Here is a 19,226-nt window from a genome sequence, read left to right as displayed (position 1 = left end):
CGCGCGCACGCGAAGCCTGTCGCGATGCAGCCGCTCCTCGCGCTCCTCCTCGCCACGGTGCCGCTCCTCGAGCCCGCCGCCGGCGGCGCCGACGTCCTCGGCGTGCTCGGCACGCGGATCGTGAAGCAGGGTGACTCCCTCATCGAGCTCGCCCGCGCGCACGACGTGGGCTTCAACGCCATCGAGGCGGCGAACCCCGGGCTCGACGCGTACGTCCCGACGCCCGGCGCGCCGCTGGTGGTGCCGGCGGCCTGGATCCTGCCGCCCTCGGCGGCGCCGGGGTCGATCGTCGTGAACCTCTCGGAGATGCGGCTCTACCTGCTCCCGGGCGGCGGCGCCGCGCCCGTCACGTACCCGGTGGGCATCGGCAAGGATCGCGCGAAGACGCCGCTGGGATCCTTCACCGTCATCGGCAAGACCGTCGCGCCCACCTGGTACCCGCCGGCCTCGATGCGCCGCGACGACCCCACGCTCCCGGACCGCGTCCCGCCCGGCCCGGACAACCCGCTCGGCACGCACGCGCTGCGCCTCTCGGCGGGCAGCATCCTCATCCACGGCACCGACGAGCCGTTCGGCATCGGCCGCAAGTTCAGCCACGGCTGCGTCCGGCTCTACCCCGAGGACATCCCGCGCCTGTTCGAGGTGGTGCCGCTGAAGACGCCGGTCCGGATGGTCCGCGAGCCGGTCAAGATCGGCGTGCGCGGGAGCCGCGTGGTCGTGGAGGCCCACGACGATCCGGACGCGCGGGTGGACCTCCGCGCCGAGGCGCAGCGCCAGCTCGAGCGGCGCGGCCTCGCGGCGCGCGTGGACGCGGGCAAGCTCGCGGCCGCGCTCGAGGCCCGGCGCGGCATCCCGGTGGACGTGTCGATCGACGTCTTCTGAGGCGCTACGGGATCGGGTCGGGGATGGGCAGCTCGGCCCGGATCCGCCAGCGCCCGTCCTTCCCGCGGCGCCAGACGGCCAGGTAGCGCCCGGTCACCGTCATCGGCGCGCCGCTGCCCTGCTGCACGACCAGGCGGTTCGTGCCCGCCTCCCAGGCGAGATCGCCCGAGACCTCCAGCTGCACGGTCGTGATGGTCGCCTCGAGGTACCGCAGCGCCCCCACGCGCCGGGCGTCGTACGCCTCGAGCTCGGCGCGGCCGGAGACGAAGCCGCGCTGCATGGCGGGGATGACGAGGGCGTCGTCGGTGAACACCGCCGCCATCCCGTGCGCGTCCCCCGCGACGAGCGCGCGGACGAACGCGTCGTTCGCGGCGGCGATGGCCTCGCGGAGCTCCGCGTCGGGCTCGGCGCGGCCGCCCGGCGAGTGCGCGCAGGCGCTGGCCCCCAGCGCGGCGGCGACGAGGAGGGCACGGGCGAGGTTGGCCATCCGCGAAGGAGACCGCGCCTTCACGCGCGGCGCGCGCGGCATCCTGTCCGACGCGTCCGGGGTAGGGCGAGCGTGGCGCGGTGGCGTCGCGGCGGCCCGCGAGATCGCCCGCTCGGGGTTCGAGCGCCGCCGCGCCGTGCGCGATGATGGCGCGACACGCGAGGAGGTCCGGCCATGAACGCCGAGCACGCGGTGACGCTACGGGCACCGGCCGCCGACTGGGAGCGCTCGGAGCGCGAGGCGCGGCAGGCCGCGGCCTACGTCGCCGCGTTCGTCGGCGTCCCCGCCGTCGTCGCGGCGGCGGCCGCGCTCGCGCTGTTCGCCCTCACCGCGCTCGTGCTGCTCGCGCCGCTCGTCGCGTGCGTGCTGACCTGGGCGGCGTGGCGGTACGGCCGGCCCGAGCGCCGCGGCGCGCGCCGCGCCTGAGAGCCAGTCGGCGCGCGGCGCGCTTCACGCTCGCCCCACGCGTGGCGCACGAAACGTGAAGCAGGGCCCCGCGCATGTCTCGACGCTGCGCGTCACCCACACCCGCAGTCGATGCGTCACCACGCGTGAAGGCCGTCAAGCCCCACTCAGGACGGAGACGACGACTATTCGTTCTCTTACAGCCCACGCGTGCCATCCAAGACCGCCCGCATCCTCCGGGCTCCTGAGAATTTCCTCACCCAAGAGCAGATCACCGAGGTCGCCGCCGGACGGCGGAGCTTCCTGCGGAGCGCGTTCCTCGCCGCCGGCGGGATCGCCGCGGGCGCGGTCGCCGTGCGCGCCGCGGCGGCGCCCACCGCGGCTCCTCGCGGCGCTCCGGCCGGCGATCCGGCGATCCTCGAGCGCCAGCCGTGGAACACCTCGCTCGGCAAGCCCGTCGCCGCGCGGGGCTACGGCCTGCCGTCGCCGTACGAGGCGAACCTCCAGCGCCGCGAGAGCCCCGGCCTGACCCGCGTGAACGCGGCGTCGGTCTCCTTCGCGCCGCTGCAGGGGCTGTTCGGGATCATCACGCCGAGCGGCCTGCACTTCGAGCGCCACCACCAGGGCTGGCAGGACGTCGATCCGGCGAAGCACCGGCTGATGGTCCACGGCCTGGTGCGGCGCGCCAAGGTCTACACGATGGACGACCTGATGCGCCTGCCGTCCGTCTCGCGCATCCACTTCATCGAGTGCGGCGCGAACACCGGCATGGAGTGGGGGAACGTGGCGGTGCCCACGGTCCAGTACACCCACGGCATGCTGTCGTGCAGCGAGTTCACCGGCGTGCGCCTCTCCACGCTGCTCGACGACTGCGGCCTCGACCGGGTGAAGGGTCGCTACGTGCTCGCCGAGGGCGCGGACGGCTCGGGCATGACGAGGACCGTCGCCATCGACCGCGCGCTCGACGACGTGCTCGTCGCGTGGGGCCAGAACGGCGAGATGCTGCGGCCCGAGAACGGCTACCCGCTCCGCCTGGTGGTGCCCGGCGTGCAGGGCGTCTCCTGGGTGAAGTGGCTCCGCCGCATCGAGGTCGGCGACCAGCCCTGGGCCACCAAGGACGAGGCCATCCACTACGTGGACCTCATGCCGGACGGCCGTCACCGGCAGTACACGTCGATCCAGGAGGCGAAGTCGGTCATCACCACGCCCTCGGGCGGCCAGGTGCTGGTGGAGCGGGGCGCCTGCGAGGTGACCGGCCTGGCCTGGTCCGGCCGCGGGAAGATCAAGCGGGTGGACGTCTCCTTCGACGGCGGGCGCAGCTGGACGCCGGCGCGGCTGGAGACGCCGGTGCTCTCGAAGGCGCTGACCCGGTTCAGCGTGAGCTGGCGGTGGGACGGGCGCGCCGCGCTCCTGCAGAGCCGGGCGGTGGACGACACCGGCTACGTGCAGCCGACGACGCGGCTGCTGCGCGAGGTGCGCGGGACGAAGTCCATCTACCACAACAACGCGATCCAGACCTGGCGCGTGGACCCGAACGGCGAGGTGTCCAATGTACAGCTGGCGTGAGCCGCTCGTCCTCGCGGCGCTGCTCGCCGCCGGCGCCGCGCACGCGGGAGAGGGCGTCGGGCGCCCGGCGACGCCGGCCGAGGTCCGGGCCTGGGACATCGACGTGCGGCCCGACTTCCAGGGCCTGCCGCGCGGCTCCGGCTCGGTCCTGCGCGGGCAGGAGCTCTGGGACGCGAAGTGCGCCTCGTGCCACGGCACGTTCGGCGAGAGCAACGAGGTCTTCACGCCGCTGGTGGGCGGGACCACCGCCGAGGACCAGGCCCGCGGGCGCGTGGCGGCGCTCACCGGCAACGGCCACCCGCAGCGCACCACGCTCATGAAGGTGGCCACGGTCTCGACGCTGTTCGACTACATCCGCCGCGCCATGCCGTGGGACGCGCCGCGGACGCTCACCGACGACGACACGTACGCCGTGCTCGCGTACCTCCTGAACCTCGGGGACGTCGTCCCGTCGGACTTCGTGCTCGACCAGGACTCGATCCGCGCGGTGCAGCAGCGCCTGCCCAACCGCAACGGCATGACCCGCGACCACGGCCTGTGGGACGTGAAGGGCAAGCCGGACGTGCGCGCGGTCGCGTGCATGAAGGACTGCGGGCCCGAGCCGCGCGTCGCCTCGACGCTGCCGGACTTCGCCCGCAACGCGCACGGGAACCTGGCCGAGCAGAACCGGACCTTCGGACCGGTGCGCGGCGCGGACACCACCCGGCCCGCCGGCGCGGCCCCGACCGGCGCGCCCGCGGCGGCCCCGGCCCCGGCCGCGCCGAAGCCGGCCGCCGGGCTGGCGCTGGCGCGGGCCAACGGCTGCCTCGCCTGCCACGACGTCGAGGCGAAGCGGCTCGGCCCGAGCTTCCGCGACCTGAAGGCGCGGTACGCCGCCGACGCGGACGCGGCGGCGAAGCTGGCCGCCCGGGTGCGCGGCGGCAGCCAGGGCGCGTGGGGGCCGGTGCCGATGCCGCCCCAGCGCCAGGTGGCGGAGGGCGACGTGGACACGATCGTGAAGTGGGTGCTCGAGGGAGCACGCTGAGGCGCTCGCGGCGCGGCGACCGTCGCCGCGCGCGGCAGAACCCGTAGAGGAGAGCGGAATGAGAGAGGTAGAGCAGACGGGCATCGGGAGGCGGCGGTTCCTCGAGACGACCGGCGGGGCGACGCTCCTCGGCATGCTGGTCGCCGCGGGCATCCTGAAGCCGAGCTGGGGCCGCGCGGCCGACTGGAACAAGGCGGCGTTCGAGGCCCGGACCATGAAGGAGGCGCTGGACGCGCTCGGCGCCGGCGCGCCGGCCGACTCGAAGGACATCGCCGTCACCGCACCCGACATCGCCGAGAACGGCGCCGTGGTGCCCATCACCGCGACCAGCAACCTGCCCGACACCGAGTCGATCGCGTTCCTGGTCGAGGCCAACCCGAACATGCTCGCCGCGTCGTTCCTCCTGACCCCGGCCTCGCTGCCGGTCGTCTCCACGCGGGTCAAGATGGCCCGGACGTCGAACGTGTCGGTGCTGGTGAAGGCCGGCGGCAAGTTCTACGTGGCGACGAAGGAGATCAAGGTCACCCTGGGCGGTTGCGGCGGGTAGGGAGCGAGGAGACAGCCATGGCAGATCCGATGAAGATCCGCGCGAGCCTCCAGGGCGACGTCGTGGAGGTGAAGGTGCTGATGAGCCACGAGATGGAGACGGGCCAGCGCAAGGACGCGAGCGGCGCGCTCGTCCCGGCCCACTTCATCAGCTCGGTCCAGGCGGAGTGCAACGGCAAGGCCGTGCTCACCGCGCACTGGGGCCCGGCCGTGTCGAAGAACCCGTACCTCGCCTTCAAGTTCAAGGGCGCGGCCAAGGGCGACAAGGTCAAGGTGACCTGGGTGGACAACAAGGGCGACACCCGCACCGACGAAGGGACCATCGCCTGAGCGCGCCGTCCGCCAGCCACGCGGCGCGGGCGGCGGGGAGGGGGGCCCGCTGGCTCCTCGTCCTCGCCGCCGGCCTCGCGGCCGCCCCGGCGGCCCGGGCCGCGCCGCCCTCCGCGCGCGCCGCCGCCCCGAAGGCGGCGCCGATCAAGGTCGTGTACCACCTGACCGAGGGCATCGAGGAGGCGGTGCGCGCGATGCGCAACGTCCGCAACCACCTCGACGCGGACCCCACCGCGAAGATCGTGGTCGTGGCGAACGGCGCCGGCATCGACTTCCTGCTCGACGGCGCGATGGACAAGAACGGCAACCCGTTCGACGCGATCGTGCAGGACCTCGTCACGCGGCACGTCGAGTTCCGGGCGTGCCGCAACACGCTCACCACCCGCAACATCGATCCCTCGAAGCTCCTGCCGGAGGCGACGCTGGTCCAGTCCGGCGTGGCGGAGGCCGCGCGCCTCCAGGCGCGCGAGGGCTTCGCCTACCTCAGGCCCTGAGCTTCACGAACCGTTCCTGGAAGGAGATTCGGATGACCCGTCGATCGATCGGGCCGGTGCTGCTCCTCGCGGCCGCGGCCCTGGCCCCGGCCGCCCACCGCGCGCAGGAGGAGGACGCCACCGCCGCCATCGCGCGCTACCGCGAGCTGCTCCAGGACGGCAACCCCGCCGACCTGTGGGAGGCGCGCGGCGAGGCGCTCTGGCAGGAGAAGCGCGGGCCGAAGGCCGCGTCGCTGGAGGCCTGCGACCTGGGCAAGGGGCCGGGCGTGGTGAAGGGCGCGTACGCCGAGCTGCCCCGGTACTTCGCCGACGGCGACCGCGTCATGGATCTGGAGACGCGCCTGGTGCACTGCATGGGCACGCTGCAGGGGATCGACGCCGGGGAGGCCACGAAGCAGAAGTTCGGCGCGGGCGACAAGCGCTCCGACCTCGAGGCGCTCGCCGCCTGGATCGTGGCGCAGTCGCGCGGCATGCCGGTGCGGGTGGCGCTGAAGCACCCGAAGGAGAAGGCCGCCTACGCGCTGGGCGAGCGGATCTTCTTCTACCGCGGCGGGCCGCACGACTTCTCCTGCGCGACCTGCCACGCGCAGAGCGGCAAGCGCATCCGCCTGCAGGAGCTGCCCAACCTCACCACGCCCGCCGACGCGAAGCGTGCCTTCGCGACCTGGCCGGCCTACCGCGTCTCGCAGGGCGAGGTCCGCACCATGCAGTGGCGCATGAACGACTGCCTGCGCCAGCAGCGGTTCCCGGAGCTGGTGTTCGGCTCGGAGGGCTCGGTCGCCCTCATCACCTACCTGGCCCGCCAGGCCAACGGCGCGGGGATGGATGCCCCCGCCATCAAGCGCTGAGGAGAAGCCGATGCCGTTCGCTCGAACCGTAGCCGTCACGCTCGCCGGCCTCGCGCTCGCGGGCCTCGCGCAGGCCGCCCAGCCGCAGCGGGGCGCGAAGGACGAGGCGCGCGCCCGCGAGGTCATCCGGGCGTCGTTCAAGGAGAAGGGCCAGGCCGGCCTGGATCGCCTGGAGCAGGACGAGGTCCAGGCGGCCTGCAGCCGCACGCCCGGCCAGGGCCCGCTGCCCGCGGCCGCCGCGAGGAAGCTGGTCGCCGCGCAGCAGGCCACGCTGGCCTACCCGGCCGACGGCAAGCTCATGGGCGACTGGAAGAAGGGCGAGCAGATCGCCCAGAGCGGGGTCGGCAAGCAGTTCTCCGACGATCCCGCGAAGCCGTCCGGCGGCAACTGCTACGCGTGCCACCGGCTCTCGAAGCAGGAGGTGTCGTTCGGCACGCTCGGCCCGAGCCTCTACCAGTACGGCAAGGTGCGCGGGCAGGCCGAGGCCATGCAGCGCTACACCTACGCGAAGATCTTCAACCCGCAGGCGTTCACGGCGTGCTCCACCATGCCGCGCTTCGGGCACCACGCCATCCTCACCGAGGAGCAGATCAAGGATCTGGTCGCGCTGCTCCTCGATCCCGCCTCCCCGGTGAACCAGTAGCGCGGAGCGAGCGAGACCATGGATCGCAGGGAGTTCATGCGGATGCTGGCGGCGGCCGCCGCCGGCGGGATGACCCTTCGCGCGCGCGCGGCGGGGCCGGAGGGCGCGGGCCTGTACGACCTGCCGCGCCACGGCAACGTGAGCCTGCTGCACTTCACCGACGTGCACGCGCAGCTCATGCCGCTCCACTACCGCGAGCCGGCGGTGAACCTGGGCGCGGGGCCGGCGCGGGGCCGCCCGCCGCACGTCGTGGGCAAGGCGTTCCTCTCGCGCTTCGGGATCCGTCCCGGGACGCGCGAGGCGCACGCGCTCACCTGCCTCGACTTCGAGGCCGCGGCGCGCCGCTACGGCAAGGTCGGCGGCTTCGCCCACCTCGCCACCCTCGTGAAGCGGCTGCGGGCGAGCCGCCCCGGCGCGCTGCTGCTCGACGGCGGCGACACCTGGCAGGGCTCGGCCACGGCGCTGTGGACCGACGGCCAGGACATGATCGACGCGGCCAAGCTCCTCGGCGTGGACGTGATGACCGGCCACTGGGAGTTCACGCTCGGCGCCGAGCGGGTGAAGCGCGCGGTGGAGAAGGACCTCGCCGGCAAGGTCTCGTTCGTCGCCCAGAACGTGCACACCGCCGACTTCGGCGACCCGGTGTTCGAGCCCTGGGTGATGCGGGAGGTGAACGGCGTCCCGGTGGCGGTGATCGGCCAGGCGTTCCCTTACACGCCCATCGCGAACCCGCGGTACCTGGTGCCCGACTGGACCTTCGGGATCCACGAGGAGAACCTCCAGCGCACCGTGGACGAGGCGCGCGCGAAGGGCGCGCGCGTGGTGGTGCTGCTCTCGCACGACGGCATGGACGTGGACCTGAAGCTCGCGTCCCGCGTGAGCGGCATCGACGCGATCCTCGGGGGCCACACGCACGACGGCGTCCCGCGCCCGATCCCGGTGAAGAACCGGGGAGGGCAGACGCTCGTCACGAACGCGGGCTCGAACGGAAAGTTCCTGGGCGTGCTCGACCTCGAGGTCCGCGGCGGCAAGGTCGCGAGCCACCGGTACCGCCTGCTCCCGGTGTTCTCGAACCTCCTCCCGGCCGACCCGGAGATGGCCGCGCACATCGAGCGCGTCCGCGCGCCGTTCCGCGAGCAGCTCGCGGCCCCGCTGGCGGTCACCGAGGGCGTGCTCTACCGGCGCGGCAACTTCAACGGCACCTACGACCAGCTCATCCTGGACGCGCTCATGGCCGAGAAGGACGCCGAGATCGCGTTCTCGCCGGGCTTCCGCTGGGGCGCCTCGCTCCTGCCGGGCGACACCATCACGCAGGAGGACCTGCTCGCGGCCACCGCCATCAGCTACCCGAACGTCGGCGTCAACGAGATGACCGGCGCGACGGTGAAGGCGGTGCTCGAGGACGTCTGCGACAACATCTTCAACCCGGACCCCTACTACCAGCAGGGCGGCGACATGGTCCGGGTGGGCGGGCTCGAGTACGCGTGCCACCCCGGCGCGCGGAGCGGCGAGCGCATCCAGGACCTGCGCCTGCGCGGGAAGCCGCTCGAGGCGTCGAAGACGTACCGCGTCGCCACCTGGGCCTCGGTGAGCGAGGCGGCGCGCGACGCCGGCGGCGAGCCGGTCTGGGACGTGGTGGGCCGCTGGCTGCGCGCCCGGAAGTCCGTCTCGCCGCGCACGCCGAACCTGCCGCGCCTGGTCGGCGTGGGCCGCGACCCGGGGATGGCCACCTGATGGCCCGCGCGCTCGCCACGCTCCTCGCGGCGCTCGCCGCGGCCGGCCCCGCGCCCGCCCGCGCGGCCGATCCCGTCCTCGCGCCGATCCGGCTCGCGCCGCGGGTCTGGCTGGTGCAGGGAGACCCGGGCGTCGCCTCGGCGGCGAACCGCGGCTTCAACTCCAACGCGGCGTTCGTCGTGACCGGCGACGGCGTGGTGGTGATCGACGCGCTGGGCACGCCGGCGCTGGGCCGCGCGCTGGTGCGCGCCATCCGCAAGGTGACCCGCCAGCCGATCCGGAGGGTGATCCTGACGCACTACCACGCCGACCACGTCTACGGCCTCGGCGCGCTGAAGGCGGCGGGCGCCGAGGTGTGGGCGAGCGCGGAGGGCAGGGCGTACCTCGAGGGCGAGGAGGCGGCGAAGCGGCTCGAGCAGCGGCGCGAGGCGCTGGCGCCCTGGTTCGACGCCGGGAACCCGCTGCTCCCCGCGGACCGCTGGCTCGACGCGGACGCCGCCTTCGAGCTGGGGGGCGCGCGGTTCGAGGTGGTCCGGCTCGGGCCGGCGCACTCGCCCGAGGACCTGATGGTCGTGCTCCCGGACGACGGGGTGGTGTTCTCCGGCGACGTCATCTTCGCCGGCCGCATCCCGTTCGTCGGCGAGGCCGACAGCCGGCGCTGGCTCGCGGCCATCGACCGGCTCCTGGAGCGCCGCCCGAAGCTGCTCGTCTCCGGCCACGGCCCCGCGTCGCGCGACCCGGCCACCCACCTCGCCCTGACCCGCGACTACCTCCGCCACCTCCGCGCGGTGATGGGGGCGGCGGTCCAGGACCTCGTCCCGTTCGAGGAGGCGTACGCCGCGGCCGACTGGAGCGCGTACGCGAAGCTGCCCGCGTTCGAGCCGGCGAACCGGATCAACGCCTACGGGACCTACCTCACCATGGAGCGCGAGATGCTCGAGGCGGGCCGGCGCTGAGCCGGTCCCGCGGAGAGCCCGACGCTCCCGTTCAACCCCGCAGCTGGAGGAACCCCACATGAAGAAGTCGATCGCGATGTCCCTCGCCGCCGCCGCCGTCCTCTCCGCCGCCGGCGCCCGCGCCGCCGGCGCCGCCCCGAAGAAGACCCCCGAGCTCGTCGCCAAGGGCAAGGCGTCCTACGCGACGAACTGCGCCGCCTGCCACGGCGACGAGGGCCTGGGCGACGGCGCGGCCGCGGCCGCGCTGGATCCGAAGCCGCGCAACCTGGTGACCGGCGCCTACCGGAACGGCACCACCCCTGACAAGGTGTTCGCGACGCTCGAGCAGGGCATCGCCGGCACCACCATGACCGCCTTCGGCCACCTGCCGGCCGAGGAGCGCTGGGCGCTCACCTACTACGTGCTCGACCTCCGCGGCGCCAAGGCGGCCAAGGCCAAGAAGTAGCCGCGCCTCGCTCGTCCCCCTCTTCCCGTGACCTCCCTCTCGCGAACCCTCGCGCTCGCGGCGGCCGTCCTCGTCCTCGGGGCCGGCGCCGCCCGCGCGCAGACGCCCGAGCAGCTCCGCCGCGAGCTCGCCGCCATCGGCGTGGTGGAGCGGCTCGGCGCCGAGGTGCCCCGCGACCTCGCCTTCACCGGCGAGGACGGGCGCCCGGTGACGCTCCGGGCGCTGGCCGGCCGCCCGGTCCTGCTCTCGTTCAACTACACGAGCTGCGCGAAGCTCTGCAGCCTGCAGCTCGCCGGCCTGGCCCGTGCGCTCCGCGACGCGGGCTGGAAGGGCGAGGACTTCTCCGTCTTCACCCTCAGCATCGACCCCGCCGAGACGCTGCCGCAGCTCCGCAAGTACGAGGAGACCTTCGTGCAGCAGGCCGGCGGCGGGGAGGGCGTGGCCCGCGCCTGGCACTTCGCCACCGGCGCGAAGCCCGGCATCGACGCGCTCGCGGACGCGGTCGGCTTCCGCTACCGCTACGACCCGAAGACCGGCGAGTTCGCGCACCAGGCCACGCTGGTGGTGCTCACCGGCGACGGCAAGGTCTCCGGCTACCTGCACGGCGTCTCCTACGAGCCGGACGCGCTGCGCACCGCCGTGCGCCGCGCCGCCGAGGGGCGCGTGGCGACCGCGGCCGAGCAGAAGGCGCTCGGCGGCTTCCTGCTGTCCTGCATCGGGTTCTCGCCCGACGACCCGCTCCCGCTCGCGCTCAAGGTGATGCGCGCCGCGGGCGGGGTGGTCGGGCTCTTCCTCGTCTCCTTCGTCGGCGTCCACGTCGCGCGCGACCGTCGGCGCCGAATCAGGAACGCACCGTGACCGAGCTGCCCAATCGCATCCTCCACCTCCTCGCCGGGGCAGGCCCCGGCTACCTCCCCGCGCGGGCGTCCAGCGTGGCGGAGGGCGTGGACCAGGTCTTCCTGCTCCTGTTCTGGGTGAGCGCCTTCTTCCTCGCGCTCATCATCCTCCTCACCATCGTGTTCGTGCTTCGCTACCGCCGCCGCGCGACGCGCCTCCACCCCGAGCCCTCGCCGGCGCACAGCACGCGGCTCGAGCTGCTGTGGAGCGTCATCCCGCTGGCGCTGGTCATGGCGCTGTTCGTCATGTCCACCCGCACCTGGATCCAGATGACCTCGGCAGATCCGGGCGGGGATCCCGTGCGCGTGCAGGTGACGGGGCGCAAGTGGTCCTGGTGGTTCGACCACCCGAGCGGCAAGGGCGCGAACGAGCTGCACGTGGTGGCCGGGCGGCCGGTGGAGCTGATCCTCTCCGCCACCGACGTGATCCACTCGCTGTACGTCCCGGAGTTCCGCCTCAAGCAGGACGCGGTCCCCGGGCGCTTCACCCGGCTCACCTTCACGCCCACGGTCCCGGGCAGCTACCCCATCCTCTGCGCCGAGTACTGCGGCACCGACCACTCGCGCATGCTCTCCACGGTGGTGGTCCACGCCGACCAGGCCTCGTTCGACGCGTGGTCGAAGGAGGGCCTCCCGGCCGACGCCACGCTCGCCGACCTCGGCAAGCAGGTGTTCGCGGAGAAGGGCTGCGCCGCCTGCCACAGCGTGGACGGGACGCGGAGCGTCGGCCCGTCGGTCCGCGGGCTGTGGAAGCGCCACGAGAAGCTGGCGGACGGCACCACCGCGCTGGTGGACGAGGAGTACCTGCGCGAGTCGCTGGTGAAACCGGGCGCGAAGGTGGTGGCCGGGTACCCGAACATCATGCCGCCCATGCCGCTGGAGGAGCGCGAGCTGAAGGCCGTCGCCGCGTACCTCGAGACGCTCGCCGCCGAGGGCGGCGCGCCGGCGAAGGGCGAGGAGACGAAGCGATGAGCACCGCGGCAGTGGCCGTGCGCGCGCCGGCGCACGAGACCGGGAGCTACCTCGAGCACGGGCGCGGCGTCCGCTCCTGGCTCTTCACGCTGGACCACAAGCGCATCGGGATCATGTACCTCGTCGCGATCTCCGCCTGCCTGCTGCTGGGCGGCGTGTTCGCGCTGGTGCTCCGGATGCACCTCTGGAGCCCGCAGGGCGCGCTCGTCTCGAACGACGCCTACAACAAGCTGTTCACGCTGCACGGCGCGGTGATGATCTTCCTGTTCATCATCCCGGGCATCCCGGCGGCGCTCGGCAACTTCGTGCTGCCGCTGCAGCTCGGCGCGAAGGACCTCGCGTTCCCGCGCGTCAACCTGCTCAGCTTCTGGCTGTTCGTGGCGGGCGCGATCTTCTTCCTGGTGGTGCTGGTGGTGGGCGGCGTGGACACCGGCTGGACGCTGTACCCGCCCTACAGCCTGGAGAGCGCGCGCGGCCTCGGGATCCTGCTGGCGCTGTCGGCGGTGGTGCTCACCGGCTTCAGCTCGATCCTCACCGGCGTGAACTTCATCGCCACCATCCACCGCATGCGGCCGCCGGGGATGGGCTGGTTCGACATGCCGCTGTTCCTGTGGGCGCTCTACGCCACCGGCGTCATCCAGATCATCTCGACGCCGGTGCTGGGCATCACCGCGGCGATGGGCTTCCTCGAGCGGATCTTCCACCTCGGCCTGTTCATGCCCGAGTACGGCGGCGATCCCATCCTGTTCCAGCACTTCTTCTGGTTCTACTCGCACCCCGCCGTCTACATCATGATCCTGCCGGCCATGGGCGTGGTGTCGGAGGTGGTCTCGGTCTTCAGCCGCAAGCCCATCTTCGGCTACCGCTTCATCGCGGTGAGCTCGATGGCCATCGCGATCATCGGCTTCCTGGTGTGGGGCCACCACATGTTCGTCTCGGGCCAGTCGCGCTGGGCGAGCCTGGCCTTCAGCTTCCTCACCATGCTGGTGTCGATCCCCTCGGCCATCAAGACGTTCAACTGGATCGCCACCATGTACAAGGGCGCCATCGTCCTGAAGACGCCCATGGTGTACGTGCTCACGTTCTTCGCCATCTTCGGCGTGGGCGGGCTCACCGGCCTGTTCCTGGGCCTGCTCGCCACCGACGTGCCGCTGCACGACACCTACTTCGTGGTGGCGCACTTCCACTTCGTGATGGTGGGCGCCGTGATGATCGCGTTCCTGGCCGGCCTGCACTACTGGTGGCCGAAGATGACGGGGCGCATGTACCACGAGGGCGTGGGCGTGGCGTCCGCGTGGCTGGTGTTCCTCGGCTTCAACCTGACCTTCGTGCCGCAGTTCCTGGCCGGCGTGCTGGGCATGCCGCGCCGGTACGCCACCTACGCGCCGCAGTTCACCGCGCACAACCGGCTCTCCACCGTGGGCGCGTTCGTGCTCGCGCTCGGCCTGGTGGTGGCGCTCGCCGGGCTGCTCCACTCGCTCCGGCGCGGCCGCCGCGCGCCGCCCAACCCGTGGGGCGCGGCATCGCTGGAGTGGACCATCGCCTCGCCCCCCACCCACCACAACTTCGACGAGACGCCGCGCGCGCGCGGCCCGTACGACTACTCGGGGCTGCACGAGGTCTCCGAGGACGCGGGCTGGGTGCGCGAGGAGGGACGCTAGATGGACGCGACCGCCCAGCCGGCCCCCGCCGCCCGCCACGAGCGCAGCCGGTTCCTGGCCGTGCAGTTCGAGGACATGGCCGCCCAGCTCGCCACCGGCAAGCTGGGGATCTGGCTGTTCCTCGCGAACGAGGTGCTGTTCTTCTCGGCGCTGTTCGTCTCCTACGGCGTCTACCGGTCCCACCACCCGGAGCTGTTCCGCTACGCCAGCCAGTTCCTCGACTGGCGCATGGGCGCGACCAACACGATCGTGCTCATCAGCAGCAGCCTCGCCGCGGCCTGGTCGGTCCGCGCCGCGCAGCTCGGCAACCAGCGCACGCTGATCCGCTCGCTGGTCCTGACGGTGGTGCTCGCCGCCACGTTCATGGTGGTGAAGTACTTCGAGTACAGCCACAAGCTGCACAACGGCGTGGGGTGGGGGACCGCCTGCAACCCGTCGCCCGAGCTGCTCGCGAGCCTGCCCGCCGCGGTCCGGGCGATCCCGGTGCCCGCGCACCTCGGCACGTTCTTCAGCCTCTACTACCTGATGACCGGCCTGCACGGCATCCACGTGCTCGTCGGCATCGGGCTGTACGTGTGGCTGATCGTCCGCGCGCGGCGGGGCGACTTCGGCCCCGGCTACTACGGCCCGGTGGACGCGGTGGCGCTCTACTGGCACCTCGTGGACCTGGTGTGGATCTTCCTCTTCCCGCTGCTCTACCTGATCTGAGGCCGGCCCCATGAACGTCGTCGAGAACGCCTCCTCCCACCCCGCGCACGGGGACGGCGCGCACGCGGGGCCGCACGTGCTCCCGCCCTCCGTGCTGCTCGGCACCGCCGCGGCGCTGGGCGTCCTCACCGTGCTGACGGTGGCCGTCGCCCGCGTGCACCTCGGGGCCGCGAACGTGCCGGTGGCCCTCGCCATCGCCACCGTGAAGGCCTCGCTGGTGGCGCTGTTCTTCATGCACCTAAAGTACGAGCACAGGTTCCACCTGGTCGTCCTGGTGGGCGCGGCGCTGTTCGCGGTGCTGTTCGGCAGCTTCGTGATGTTCGACGCCTCCGAGTACCGCCCCGACGTGCGCGCGCACGAGGAGGCGGCGCGGGCGAAGGCGGCGCAGATGGCGCAGTGACCGACGGCCCCGGCGCGGCGCGGACACGCCCGCCGGGGCCGCGCCGGGGCGCCGGCGCGGTGCTATGGTCCGGCCCCCACTCCACGGGAGGCCGCACATGTCCGACGAAGCCACCCTGGCGAGCACCGCCGCCACCGCGATCCTCGGGATCGACACGCTCTGGGGAGGCGACGTGATGAGCGCCTCCGGGACCGGCCGGTACATCGCCGACTCCTGGTTCTCGGACGAGCCGCTGCCCCCGGCGTACACGCTGCCCGCCGCCGCGCGGCTCCGCGAGACCGGCGGGGTGGCGGCGCCGTCGCCGGACCGGGCCGCGATCGACGCGTACCTCTCCGCCGTGGACGTCCCCGGCGCCATCGACGCGCTGGCCGCGCTCGGCCGCGGGGCGGGCGGGGTGCGCGGGGCGTACCTGGCCGCGCAGGGCGAGTCGCTGCGCGTCATGTGGGCGCTCGCCGAGGAGCTGCTCGGGCGCGGGCCGAAGGTGCCGTACGAGCGGTGCGTGATCGCCTCGACCGGCAAGGCGCCGGAGGCGTCGCGGCCGGAGGCGAAGCGCGAGCGGCTGGCCCAGCTGCTCGGCGTGCGCGCGGACGCGGAGGCCCTGCTCGCGGCGGCGGACGCGTGGCGCGGCGAGCGGCTCGTCCCGAGGAAGGCCATCAAGCTGCTCGCGGACGCCTGCATCGCCCAGCTCGACGAGGGCGCGCGGCGGCACGTGGTGCCGCACCTGCCGGCCTCGCTCCACGGGATCCCCCGCGCCAACATCGAGTTCCTGCCCATCGAGAACGCCTGGTTCTCGGGGTCGATGAACTACCTCGGGCGGGCGCGGCGGCCGGACGGCTCGCCGCGGTACGAGGCGACCTACGAGATCAACGCGGCCCTCCAGATCTCGGTGCCGGAGTTCCTCGACCTCGTGGCGCACGAGGTGGTCCCCGGCCACGTCACGAACTTCGCGCTCGCCCAGGCGCTGCACGTGCAGGGCCGGCTCGGCTTCGAGGGCACGGTCCTCACCATGAACACGCGCGGCGCGGCGCTCTCGGAGGGGCTCGCCAACAACGCGATGATGATGGCGCTCGGGGTCACCGAGGTGGAGCAGCTCCCGGATCCCGACCTGCAGATCGGCAAGCTGCTCGTCCTGCTGCAGGACGACGCGAAGAACCAGGCCTCCTGGCTGACCTGGGCCGAGGGCCGGCCGCAGGACGAGGTCGCCGCGGTGCTGCGCCGCGACTACCTGCTGTCCGACGAGCGCGCCGCCAAGATCGGGGGCGCGTGGGCGCGCCACCCGCTGAACGGCCGCATGTACCTGCCGTGCTACCGCGCCGGCACGGAGAAGGTCGCCGAGCTGCGGCGGCGCCATCCGCCGGAGCAGGTGATCCCGGCGCTCTACCAGGTGCACGGCCTGGTGGACGTCGTGACCATCGACCAGGTGCTCTGAGCGCGCGGGGGCGCGGGGAAGGCGGCGAGTCCGGTATCAGGCCGGGTAGAGGCCGCGCACGCGCGCGTGCAGGCGCGCCAGCCCGAGCAGCGTGTCGATGCGCGGCGTCGGCTCGCCCACCAGCGCGCCGATCTCGCGCACCGCCGACACGAGCGCGTCCAGCTCCACCGCCCGGCCGGCCTCCACGTCCTGCAGCATGGACGTCTTGAACGCGCCCAGCTTGCGCGTGACCGCCATCCGGTCCTCGCCGCTCTCGGAGATGGGGCAGCCGATGGCCGCGCCGATGCGCGCCGCCTCGGCCATGACGTCCAGGCAGAACCGGTACACCTGCGGATCGTCCAGGATCCGGTCGCAGGTGGCGCCGGTGAGCGCCGAGACCGGGTTCATGGTCATGTTGCCCCAGAGCTTGTACCAGACGTCCGCCTGGATCCGGCGCGAGACGTCCACGTCGAACCCGGCGGCGCGGAGCGTCGCCGCGACGCGGGCGAGCCGCGGGGAGTCCTCGCCGTCCGGCTCGCCCAGGATGAGCCGGTTGCCGGCCGTGTGGCACACGAAGCCCGGCTCCGGCACCGCGCACGCGAGGTGGACCACGCAGCCGATCACGTGGCGCGACGGGATGCCGGCCGCGATGGCGCCGCCGGGGTCCACCGAGGCGAGCCGCGTGCCGGTCCAGCGGCCGCCGAAGCGGTCGAAGAACCACCAGGGCACGCCGTTCATGGCCGTGAGCACCACCGTCTCCGGACCGAGCAGCGGGCCGATGTCCCGGGCGACGTGGACGAGCGCGGGCGCCTTCACCGCCACCACCACCAGCTCCTGGGGTCCGAGGTCGGCGGGGTCGTCGGAGACGGGGAGCCGGACGCACGCCTCCCCGCCCGCCGAGACCAGGCGCAGCCCGCGCGACCGCAGCGCGTCGAGCGTCGCGCCGCGCGCCACCGCGCCCACCTCGTGCCCGGCCTGTGCCAGCCGCGCGGCGACGAGTCCGCCCACCGCGCCGGCGCCGTAGATCGCGATCCTCACCGCATGGCCTCCCTGGCGACGAGCGCCGGGGGAGAGACTACCGCAGGCGGGCCCGACGGGCTCCCGCGCAGATGCGGAGCGCGAGCCGGGCGAATGGCCGGGCCCCTCCAGGCGCGAGGGGTCGAGGCGCGGCGCCGCGCCCGGTCAGTCGCCGTACGTGTGGCAGGCCTGGCAGAGCGGCTTCGGGCTCACGTCGGCGCCGGCGGGGAGCGGCGCGCGCGAGGTGTCCTCGTACGTGGACGGGTCGCCGGCGACGACGCGCGGACGCGTCGGCGCGCCGTCGGGGATGGCCAGGTGGTAGCGCCAGCGCGAGCGCAGCGCGTGGCAGCTCCAGCAGTGCACGCGGCCGTCCGGGAGCGCCACGCCGCGGCGCTCCACCTCGGCGCGAGGCCGCAGCGAGGACCAGGCGTCGGGCGCGTAGGCGACGCCGACCGGGTGGTTCCCGTGCGGCATGAACGCCTCCTCGTGGCACGCGACGCAGGCCTCGACGGGCGCGTCCGCGAGCGGCGAGTGGAGCTCCTCCCACCGCGTCGGCTCCGCCTCCCATCCGGCCGCGGCCCGCAGCGGCAGCGCGGCGGCGGCGCACAGGAGCGCGGCGGCCGCCGCGGGCGGGAGCGCGGTGCGGGAGGTCAGGGCGGCGAGGCGGCTCGATCGAGTTGCGGTCATTCACCCTCCGTTGAGTGACGCTGTCGAGGAGGGCGGTTGCACCCGATGTGCCGCGGGCGCGCGCGCCGCGGAGGCCTGGGCGCCGCGCGCGTGCGCGGGTCGCCGCGCGGGGTCGGGCGCCACCCCGAGGCCCCGGCGCGGCTCCGCGCGCGCGTGGCGTCAGGCGCCTGGCGTCGTGGGGGCGGCGGACGCCGGCCGCGCCGCGGCGCTACGCCCGGACGATCACGGCCTCGAGGTACGTGCCCGGCACCACGAGCGTGCCGTCGGTCGCGGTGTTCGCCTCCCCGAGCAGCGCGAGCAGGTCGCGCTCCAGCGCGGGCCGCGCCTCGGCGGGGAGCGCCGCGAACGCGCGGTGGATGGGGCCGTACCAGGTGCGGAACACCTCCACCCAGTGCGCCGCCGAGCGGTAGCGGAACGCGTACTCGCGGCGCTGCGCGCGGACCTCGCGGGCGCCGGGGACGAAGAGCTCGTGGAGGCGCGCCTCGGTGCCCCACGCGGCGGGCGGCCTGAGGCCGGGGGGCGGCGGGACGTGCCGGCCCACCACCTGGAAGACCTTCCCGATGAAGCCGTCCGGCGTCCAGGACGCGAGCGCGATGCGGCCGCCGGACCGGCACACGCGGAGCAGCTCGCCGGCGGCGCGCGCCTGGTCGGGCGTGAACATCACGCCGAACGTCGAGAGCACGACGTCGAACGCGCCGGCCTCGAACGGGAGCGCCTCGGCGTCGCCCTCGCGCAGCTCCAGCGGCAGGCCGTCGGCGGCGGCGCGGGCGCCGGCCCGCTCGAGCAGCGTGGGGACGTAATCGACGCCGGTCACGCGCGCGAAGCGGCGCGCGGCCGCGAGCGCGGCGTTGCCGTTGCCGCAGGCCACGTCGAGCACGCGCTCGCCGGCGGACACCGCGGCCGCCTCGCAGAGCGTCTCGCCGACGATCTGCAGCGTCGTGCCGATCACCGCGTAGTCGCCCGAGCTCCAGGTGGACTGCTGCCGGGCCTTCACCGCGGCGAGGTCGAGGCCCGGGGGCGGCATGGCGGGCGTCGTGGGGATGGGGGAGGGGGAAGCGGTGCCGTTCATGTGCGGGCTCCTTGGGTTCAGGTCGGGTGGCGTGGATGCCGCGCGGGA

22 protein-coding genes are annotated in these 19,226 nt (G+C 73.8%); 18 read left to right on the top strand and 4 right to left on the bottom strand.

What is annotated here, in order from left to right:
- Nucleotides 1–24: 24 nt before the first annotated feature.
- The gene (locus ADEH_RS11855; protein ID WP_011421341.1) at nt 25–882 is read left to right on the top strand and encodes a L,D-transpeptidase family protein; all 858 of its coding nucleotides are present in this window, start codon (nt 25–27) and stop codon (nt 880–882) included.
- 4 nt (nt 883–886) lie between these two features.
- Here ADEH_RS11855 and ADEH_RS11850 read toward each other — a convergent pair whose 3' ends face one another.
- Nucleotides 887–1,369 (bottom strand): YybH family protein, encoded by a 483-nt coding sequence (locus tag ADEH_RS11850; protein WP_041453871.1) that lies wholly within the window; start codon nt 1,367–1,369, stop codon nt 887–889.
- Nucleotides 1,370–1,543: 174 nt separating this feature from the next.
- Here ADEH_RS11850 and ADEH_RS11845 point away from each other — a divergent pair, with 174 nt between their 5' ends.
- The 17 genes from ADEH_RS11845 (at nt 1,544) to ADEH_RS11765 (ending at nt 16,426) form a co-directional block, all read left to right on the top strand.
- Nucleotides 1,544–1,795, top strand: coding sequence for a hypothetical protein (locus ADEH_RS11845; protein ID WP_011421339.1), 252 nt, complete (start codon nt 1,544–1,546; stop codon nt 1,793–1,795).
- Nucleotides 1,796–1,984: 189 nt separating this feature from the next.
- Nucleotides 1,985–3,340 carry a sulfite dehydrogenase gene (soxC, locus tag ADEH_RS11840; protein WP_011421338.1) on the top strand — a complete coding sequence of 452 codons (1,356 nt, stop codon included), beginning with the start codon at nt 1,985–1,987 and terminating at the stop codon, nt 3,338–3,340.
- Nucleotides 3,324–4,364, top strand: a complete 1,041-nt coding sequence (locus ADEH_RS11835) for a c-type cytochrome (RefSeq protein ID WP_011421337.1) — start codon at nt 3,324–3,326, stop codon at nt 4,362–4,364. The genes soxC and ADEH_RS11835 overlap by 17 nt, the downstream gene beginning before the upstream one ends.
- Nucleotides 4,365–4,422: 58 nt before the next feature.
- Nucleotides 4,423–4,911, top strand: coding sequence for a thiosulfate oxidation carrier protein SoxY (gene soxY / locus ADEH_RS11830; protein ID WP_011421336.1), 489 nt, complete (start codon nt 4,423–4,425; stop codon nt 4,909–4,911).
- Between the two features lie 17 nt (nt 4,912–4,928).
- Complete coding sequence (soxZ, locus tag ADEH_RS11825; protein WP_011421335.1) at nt 4,929–5,240, top strand: thiosulfate oxidation carrier complex protein SoxZ; 312 nt, start codon at nt 4,929–4,931, stop codon at nt 5,238–5,240.
- Between the two features lie 152 nt (nt 5,241–5,392).
- Nucleotides 5,393–5,734 carry a DsrE family protein gene (locus ADEH_RS11820; protein ID WP_011421334.1) on the top strand — a complete coding sequence of 114 codons (342 nt, stop codon included), beginning with the start codon at nt 5,393–5,395 and terminating at the stop codon, nt 5,732–5,734.
- Nucleotides 5,735–5,766: 32 nt separating this feature from the next.
- The gene (gene soxA / locus ADEH_RS11815) at nt 5,767–6,582 is read left to right on the top strand and encodes a sulfur oxidation c-type cytochrome SoxA (RefSeq protein WP_011421333.1); all 816 of its coding nucleotides are present in this window, start codon (nt 5,767–5,769) and stop codon (nt 6,580–6,582) included.
- Between the two features lie 10 nt (nt 6,583–6,592).
- A complete protein-coding gene (soxX, locus tag ADEH_RS11810) occupies nt 6,593–7,225 on the top strand; it encodes a sulfur oxidation c-type cytochrome SoxX (protein ID WP_011421332.1) in 633 nt (210 codons plus the stop codon).
- 18 nt (nt 7,226–7,243) lie between these two features.
- Nucleotides 7,244–8,959 (top strand): thiosulfohydrolase SoxB, encoded by a 1,716-nt coding sequence (gene soxB / locus ADEH_RS11805; RefSeq protein WP_011421331.1) that lies wholly within the window; start codon nt 7,244–7,246, stop codon nt 8,957–8,959.
- The gene (locus ADEH_RS11800) at nt 8,959–9,915 is read left to right on the top strand and encodes an MBL fold metallo-hydrolase (RefSeq protein ID WP_011421330.1); all 957 of its coding nucleotides are present in this window, start codon (nt 8,959–8,961) and stop codon (nt 9,913–9,915) included. Before soxB ends, ADEH_RS11800 begins: the two co-directional genes overlap by 1 nt.
- 58 nt (nt 9,916–9,973) lie before the next feature.
- Nucleotides 9,974–10,360: a c-type cytochrome gene (locus ADEH_RS11795; RefSeq protein WP_011421329.1), complete on the top strand. Its 387-nt coding sequence runs from the start codon at nt 9,974–9,976 to the stop codon at nt 10,358–10,360.
- A 27-nt stretch (nt 10,361–10,387) separates the two neighbouring features.
- Nucleotides 10,388–11,218: an SCO family protein gene (locus ADEH_RS11790; protein ID WP_011421328.1), complete on the top strand. Its 831-nt coding sequence runs from the start codon at nt 10,388–10,390 to the stop codon at nt 11,216–11,218.
- On the top strand, nt 11,215–12,228 hold the full coding sequence (gene coxB, locus ADEH_RS11785; RefSeq protein WP_011421327.1) for a cytochrome c oxidase subunit II: 1,014 nt from the start codon (nt 11,215–11,217) through the stop codon (nt 12,226–12,228). Before ADEH_RS11790 ends, coxB begins: the two co-directional genes overlap by 4 nt.
- Nucleotides 12,225–13,889 carry a cytochrome c oxidase subunit I gene (gene ctaD / locus ADEH_RS11780; RefSeq protein WP_011421326.1) on the top strand — a complete coding sequence of 555 codons (1,665 nt, stop codon included), beginning with the start codon at nt 12,225–12,227 and terminating at the stop codon, nt 13,887–13,889. Before coxB ends, ctaD begins: the two co-directional genes overlap by 4 nt.
- On the top strand, nt 13,890–14,597 hold the full coding sequence (locus tag ADEH_RS11775) for a cytochrome c oxidase subunit 3 family protein (RefSeq protein WP_011421325.1): 708 nt from the start codon (nt 13,890–13,892) through the stop codon (nt 14,595–14,597).
- Between the two features lie 10 nt (nt 14,598–14,607).
- The gene (locus tag ADEH_RS11770) at nt 14,608–14,997 is read left to right on the top strand and encodes a cytochrome C oxidase subunit IV family protein (protein ID WP_011421324.1); all 390 of its coding nucleotides are present in this window, start codon (nt 14,608–14,610) and stop codon (nt 14,995–14,997) included.
- A gap of 97 nt (nt 14,998–15,094) precedes the next feature.
- A complete protein-coding gene (locus ADEH_RS11765; RefSeq protein ID WP_011421323.1) occupies nt 15,095–16,426 on the top strand; it encodes a hypothetical protein in 1,332 nt (443 codons plus the stop codon).
- 36 nt (nt 16,427–16,462) lie between these two features.
- Here ADEH_RS11765 and ADEH_RS11760 read toward each other — a convergent pair whose 3' ends face one another.
- The 3 genes from ADEH_RS11760 to ADEH_RS11750 form a co-directional block, all read right to left on the bottom strand.
- The gene (locus tag ADEH_RS11760; protein ID WP_011421322.1) at nt 16,463–17,443 is read right to left on the bottom strand and encodes a 2-dehydropantoate 2-reductase; all 981 of its coding nucleotides are present in this window, start codon (nt 17,441–17,443) and stop codon (nt 16,463–16,465) included.
- Between the two features lie 144 nt (nt 17,444–17,587).
- Nucleotides 17,588–18,109 carry a hypothetical protein gene (locus ADEH_RS11755; protein ID WP_011421321.1) on the bottom strand — a complete coding sequence of 174 codons (522 nt, stop codon included), beginning with the start codon at nt 18,107–18,109 and terminating at the stop codon, nt 17,588–17,590.
- A gap of 208 nt (nt 18,110–18,317) precedes the next feature.
- Nucleotides 18,318–19,178: a class I SAM-dependent methyltransferase gene (locus ADEH_RS11750; protein WP_011421320.1), complete on the bottom strand. Its 861-nt coding sequence runs from the start codon at nt 19,176–19,178 to the stop codon at nt 18,318–18,320.
- Between the last annotated feature and the right edge of the window lie 48 nt (nt 19,179–19,226).

The organism is Anaeromyxobacter dehalogenans 2CP-C (assembly GCF_000013385.1).
GTDB classification, from domain to species: domain Bacteria; phylum Myxococcota; class Myxococcia; order Myxococcales; family Anaeromyxobacteraceae; genus Anaeromyxobacter; species Anaeromyxobacter dehalogenans_B.
Note: the sequence above shows the minus strand (reverse complement) of the source record. Positions and strands in the feature narration are given on the sequence as shown.